This is a genomic window from Lentzea sp. NPDC060358 (assembly GCF_042725365.1).
GTDB lineage: Bacteria > Actinomycetota > Actinomycetes > Mycobacteriales > Pseudonocardiaceae > Lentzea.
In genome coordinates this window covers 1-6227 of record NZ_JBHXCW010000350.1, presented here as the reverse complement: position 1 = coordinate 6227, position 6227 = coordinate 1, and the positions used below count along the sequence as shown (strand labels likewise).

Sequence of the window (6227 nt, the reverse complement as noted above, 5' to 3'; positions counted from 1 at the left end):
CCCCTGGTGCCCCGTCCCGCGGGTCCGCTGGGTGAGAGTCTCGGACGAGACCCGCGGGACAGGCCTTCGGTCGTCGCCTCAGGAGCAGGCGACCCCGTTCAGCACCGGCGACGAGAACGGCGGGGTGCCGTTGTAGTTCGCGTTGTAGCCGATGCTCAGCTGCGCGCCGGACCCGATCGAGCCGTTCCAGGCCGCGTTCGCGACCCTGACCTCGTCGCCCGCGTCGGTCCAGGTGCCGTTCCAGCCCTGCGTCACCGAGACGCCGGGGGCCGAGAACGAGAACGTCCAGCCGTTGATGGCGGCGCCGCGGTTCACGATCACGACCTCCGCGGAGTAGCCGCCCTGCCACTGGCTCGTCACGCGGTGGGTGGCCGTGCACCCGCCACCGGGGTTGCCACCGCCGGACGTGGTCGTGGTCGTGGTGGTCGTCGTCGTGATCGGACCCGCGGCCAGCGCGAGCTCGTAGGCCCGCTGCGGCACGAACTGCCCGGCGGGGCCGATGCAGCCGTCCGACTCGCCCGGCAGCTTGACCCACAGGAACGCGTCGATCTTCGAGTCGCCCGTGTTCGTCGTGCTGGGCGTGCCGATCGCGCGCCCGGACGGGTCGCACCACTCGCTGCCGGCGGGGCCGTTGCCGTTGCGGCTCGTGTCCACCACGGCCTTGAGGCGGCCGTCGCCGACGGCGTTGAGCACGTTCTTCGCGAAGTTCACCTCGTCGGAGGTCGAGCGGTAGTTCGACACGTTGGTCGAGATGCCGTCGGCGCTGTTGGAGATGTCCGCGCCGCGCAACCGGTTCGCCGCCTCCGACGGGCTCAGCCACGCCGAGTGGCCGATGTCGAAGTAGACCTTCGCCTGGCCGGACCCGGACTTGAGCCTCTTGCCCGCGTAGGCGATCGACGCCTTCGTCTGGTTCTGCTGGTCCGCGTTCTGGCAGCTCGTCATCAACGGCAGCACGTCCGGCTCCAGCACGATGGTCGCCGGCCGGCCGGCGAGGCCCGCCGCGACCTCGTCGACCCACGCGCGGTAGGCCTCGTGGGAGGGCGCGCCGCCGCCGCTCGCGCCACCACAGTCGCGGTTGGGGATGTTGTAGACCACCAGGATCGGGATCTTGCCGGCCGAGGCGGCCGCGCCCACGAAGGAGCTGATCTCGGACCGGATCGCCGAGGTGTTGGTCGTGGTGTACCAGCGCGCCTGCGGCACCGACGCGATCCGGTCGCGGATGACCGCCGCCCGCGAGTCGCCGGGGTTGGCCGCGACCCACCGCGCGCTCGAGCTCGACGGGTCGACGTAGAACGCCGACTCGGCGGCGCTGACGGTCGTGCCACCGCTGACGACCAGGGCGGCGACCCCGGCGACGACCGCGCCCGCGAGAGCGCAGGCACCCGTGCCCCGCTTCCACCGTGTCATCGTGTCTCCAGTTCGTTCGGTTGCCGTGATTCAGCTTCTCGCAGCTTCGATGGCTGTCCGGACGTGGGAATCGGCGACGCGAGAGCGCTCTCAAACGTCGGAGAAGTGAATGCGAGTTCGGGCCAACGTAACCAGGGAACTCTGAATCGTCAACGCCGTGAGTGACGGTGGACAACGTTGACCAGGAAAGTTTCGAAACGTTGCGCGACAATGCGATCAACGCCGTGACGTGGTAGTTGGGAGCGCTCCCGCAACAGGTCTACGCCGATCAGGGCAACCTGCCGTCGAATTCGACAACGACTTCTTGTGAGCGTCGACGAACGGCTGCGACACTCCGGAACGGCAACGGCGGGCGAGGGCGGAACAACTCCGCCAATTCCCACGCCCACCGAGATCCGGCAATGGCGCACCGGGTCCGGCCATCCGTCCTGCCCATCACCCACCCTGCATTCGGGTTGACCTCGGAAAGCGTGGAAGATGAAACTGACACCGAAGTCAGTGGCCTTGATCCCGATCATCGCGACGGTCGCTACAGCGGCATTCGGCGCCACCCTGATCGCACCACCGGAAGCGAACGCGGCGACCACCCTCGGCGCCGCCGCCCAGCAGAGCGGCCGGTACTTCGGCACCGCCGTGGCGGCGGGCAGGCTCGGCGACTCGACCTACGTGGGCATCCTGAACCGCGAGTTCGACATGGTCACCGCCGAGAACGAGATGAAGATGGACGCCACCGAGCCGAACCAGAACCAGTTCAGCTACGGCAACGGCGACCGCATCCTGAACCAGGCCCGCAACCAGGGCAAGCGGGTCCGCGGCCACGCACTGGCGTGGCACTCGCAGCAGCCCGGCTGGATGCAGAACATGTCCGGCACGTCCCTGCGCAACGCGATGCTCAACCACGTCACCCAGGTCGCGACCTACTACCGCGGCAAGATCTACGCCTGGGACGTCGTGAACGAGGCCTACGCCGACGGCAGCAGCGGCGGGCGTCGTGACTCCAACCTGCAGCGCACCGGCAACGACTGGATCGAGGCGGCGTTCCGCGCGGCCCGCGCGGCCGACCCCGGCGCGAAGCTCTGCTACAACGACTACAACACCGACGACTGGTCGCACGCCAAGACCCAGGGCGTGTACCGGATGGTGCAGGACTTCAAGTCCCGCGGCGTCCCGATCGACTGCGTCGGCTTCCAGTCGCACTTCAACAACCAGAGCCCGGTGCCGTCGAACTACCAGACGACGCTGCAGAACTTCGCGAACCTCGGCGTCGACGTGCAGATCACCGAGCTCGACATCGAGGGCTCCGGCAGCTCGCAGGCCCAGAAGTTCGGCACCGTCACCAAGGCCTGCCTCGCCGTCTCGCGCTGCACCGGCATCACCGTGTGGGGCATCCGCGACAGCGACTCGTGGCGCGCCTCGGGCACCCCGCTGCTCTTCGACAGCAGCGGCAACAAGAAGGCCGCGTACAACTCGACGCTGGACGCGCTCAACGCCGGCGGCACGGGTCCCGACCCGACGAGCACCACGACCACGACCACCACGACGACGACGAGCAACGACCCCGGCACCGGAGCCTGCTCGGCGACGGTGTCGCTGAACCAGTGGAACGAGGGCTTCGTCGCCACCGTCAAGGTCACCGCGGGCTCCAGCGCGCTGAACGGCTGGAGCGTCACGACCACGGTGTCGAACGCGACGGTCACGAGTTCGTGGAGCGCGAACCGCAGCGGCAACAGCGGGAGCGTCACCTTCACCAACGTGGACTACAACGCCAACGTCCCCGCGGGCGGGTCCACCGAGTTCGGCTTCCAGGGCAGCGGCAACGGGTCGGGCCTGAACCCGACCTGCACGGCGCGCTGACGCTCCACCACCACAGGAAGGCCCCCGCGGAGGGACACCACACCCTCCGCGGGCGCCGGCCTGCGCCCGGAGACCGGCGCGTGGGGGCGGCGGCGCCGTTCGTCCGCTCGGTGTGAGTGGGCGGGGCGGTGCGCCACCCGTTCCGCGGCCGACGAGCTGGGCGACCGGTTCCGGACGCTCTCCGACGCCTGCGCGTGCGCCCACCCCCGTCCGGACTCCCCTTCCCGGCAAGAGAACCCGGCAAGAGAACGAGGTCGTCGTGACCCTCTCCCGTTCCTCCTGGCAGCGCACGACCATCTACCGCGTCGTCGCGCTGGCCGCGGCCGCGGTGTCGATGATCGCCGCCGCTGCCTTCTCCTTCGTGCCGCAGCAGGCGCACGCCGCGTCCCTGACGCGGGTGACCGGTTTCGGCACCAACCCGACCAACCTCAACATGTACGTCTACGCGCCGGACCGGCTGGCGGCCCGGCCCGCGCTGCTCGTGATGATCCACTACTGCACCGGGTCGGCGAGCGCGGTGCACAACGGCGGCGCCCGCGACTACGTCAGCGCCGCCGACCGCTACGGCTACGTGATCGTCTACCCGGAGGCGACCAGGGAAGGCCGCTGCTTCGACGTCTCCACCCAGAACGCGTTGCGCCGCAACGGCGGCAGCGACTCGACCGGCATCATGTCGATGGTCTCCTACGCGCGCCAGCGCTACAACGTCGACGCGTCGCGCATCGTCGTCTCGGGCTTCTCGTCCGGCGCGATGATGACCAACGTGCTGGCCGCCGAGTACCCGGACGTGTTCAGCGCGGCCTCGGCGTTCGCCGGCGTTCCCGCGGGCTGCTTCGCGACCACCGACGGGTCGTTGTGGAACAGCCAGTGCTCGAGCGGGAACCTGCAGAAGACCCCGCAGCAGTGGGGGGACCAGGCCAGGGCGATGTACTCCGGCTACACCGGCCGCTACCCGCGCATGCAGCTGTGGCACGGCACGAACGACACCACGCTGGCGTACCCGAACTTCGGCGAGGCGCTCGACCAGTGGACGAACGTGCACGGGGTGAGCAGGACCCCGGTGTCCACCGACCAGCCGGCGTCGAACTGGACCCGCACGCGCTACGGCACCAACGCCGTCGTCGAGGGCATCAGCGCCCAGGGCACCGGCCACGACGTGCCGACCGCTGGCATGGTCGCCAACGCCATCACGTTCCTCGGCCTGGACCGCCCGTCCACGGACCCCACCACCACGACGACCACAACCACCACCACAACCACGACCACCACGACGACTCCTCAGCCTTCGCAGGGCTGCGCGGTCAAGGCCGCGGTCAACGCGTGGAACAACGGCCTCACCGAGACGATCACCATCACCAACACCTCGACGGCGGCGGTGAACGGCTGGCAGCTGCAGTTCTCGCTGCCGGGCGGCCAGGCGATCACGGGCGGCTGGAGCGCCACCTACTCCCCCGCCAGCGGCCAGGTGACCGCGTCGAACGTCTCCTACAACGGGCAGATCCCGCCCTCCGCGCAGATCTCCATCGGCTTCCAGGCCACCCACACGGGCAACAGCGCGGCGGCCGGCGGGTTCGCCCTGAACGGGGTGCAGTGCGATGTCCAGGCATAGGGTCGTGATCGCGGCAGCGGCCGCGAGCGCCGCGGTGTTCCTCGCCGCGACGGGCATCGCGCTCGGCGGCCAGACCGGCACGGCCGCCACGGCGGCCACGGCGGCCACGGCCGGCACCGTCGCAACGGCGGCGGCGACCGCGGGCTGCGGCAAGGCGCCCACGCTCACGAGCGGCCAGCGCACCATCAGCAGCGGCGGCCAGAACCGCACGTACTTCCTGCGGCTGCCCGCGAACTACGACAGCAACCGCCAGTACCGGCTGTTCGTGGGCTTCCACTGGCTCAACGGCTCGGCGAACGACGTCGACTCCGGCGGGTCGGAGGGCTACAACTGGTCCTACTACGGCTTGCGCAAGCTGGCCGACGCGGCGAACAACGGCACGATCTTCGTGGCGCCGCAGGGCAACAACAGCGGCTGGGCCAACCCCAACGGCCAGGACCTCCGGTTCGTCGACGACCTGGTGGCGCTGCTCGACGCCAACCTGTGCATCGACACGACCCAGCGCTTCGCCGGCGGCTGGAGCTACGGCGGCTCCATGTCGTATGCGGTGGCGTGCGCTCGCCCGACCGTCTTCCGGGCCGTGGTCGTCTACTCGGGCGCCCAGCTCAGCGGGTGCGACGGCGGCACCCAGCCGGTCGCGTACCTGGGCATCCACGGCGTCAGCGACAACGTGCTGAGCATCGGCCAGGGACGTGGTCTGCGCGACAAGTTCGTGCGCAACAACGGCTGCACGGCCCAGAACGCGCCCGAGCCGGCGGCGGGCAGCCGCCGGCACATCATCACGGCCTACAGCGGGTGCCGCGCGGGGTATCCCGTGGTGTGGGCGGCGTTCGACGGCGGGCACACCCCGGCGCCGATCGACTCGGGCGGCACCGGCTGGCAGACCTGGACCTCGGGCGAGGCGTGGAAGTTCCTCACCCAGTTCACCGGCGGCGGCCCCGACCCGACGTCGACGACCACGACGACGACCACCACGACCACGACTCCGCCGCCCGGTGAGGGGTCGTGCCGGGTGAGCGACAAGATCAACGCGTGGGGCGAGGGCCTGACGTCGGACATCACCATCACCAACACCTCGACGGCGGCCGTGAACGGGTGGTCGCTGGTCTTCACCCTGCCCGCCGGGCAGACGATCACGGGCGGCTGGAGCGCCGGCTACTCCCCCTCCTCCGGGAGGGTGACGGCGACGAACGTCTCCTACAACGGGCAGATCGCGCCGGGCGCGTCGGTCTCCTTCGGGTTCCAGGCGACGCACTCGGGCAACGCCGGGGCACCGGACTCGTTCAGCCTCAACGGGACCGCCTGCCAGGTGGTCTGAGGAGGCACCCGTGCGGGGCCGCGTGACCGGTGAGCAGAC

General features: G+C 70.2%; 4 protein-coding genes. 3 read left to right on the top strand and 1 reads right to left on the bottom strand.

The genetic code is table 11. The features are described from left to right. Window positions 1-78 precede the first annotated feature (78 nt). Window positions 79-1407 carry a glycoside hydrolase family 6 protein gene (locus ACFWGZ_RS38665; protein ID WP_382456558.1) on the bottom strand — a complete coding sequence of 443 codons (1329 nt, stop codon included), beginning with the start codon at window positions 1405-1407 and terminating at the stop codon, window positions 79-81. A gap of 477 nt (window positions 1408-1884) precedes the next feature. Here ACFWGZ_RS38665 and ACFWGZ_RS38660 point away from each other — a divergent pair, with 477 nt between their 5' ends. From ACFWGZ_RS38660 to ACFWGZ_RS38650, 3 genes are all read left to right on the top strand, one after another. Continuing rightward, the gene (locus ACFWGZ_RS38660) at window positions 1885-3261 is read left to right on the top strand and encodes an endo-1,4-beta-xylanase (RefSeq protein ID WP_382456557.1); all 1377 of its coding nucleotides are present in this window, start codon (window positions 1885-1887) and stop codon (window positions 3259-3261) included. A 259-nt stretch (window positions 3262-3520) separates the two neighbouring features. Further along, on the top strand, window positions 3521-4870 hold the full coding sequence (locus ACFWGZ_RS38655; protein ID WP_382456556.1) for a PHB depolymerase family esterase: 1350 nt from the start codon (window positions 3521-3523) through the stop codon (window positions 4868-4870). Then, window positions 4857-6188: a cellulose binding domain-containing protein gene (locus ACFWGZ_RS38650; RefSeq protein WP_382456555.1), complete on the top strand. Its 1332-nt coding sequence runs from the start codon at window positions 4857-4859 to the stop codon at window positions 6186-6188. The genes ACFWGZ_RS38655 and ACFWGZ_RS38650 overlap by 14 nt, the downstream gene beginning before the upstream one ends. Window positions 6189-6227 lie beyond the last annotated feature (39 nt).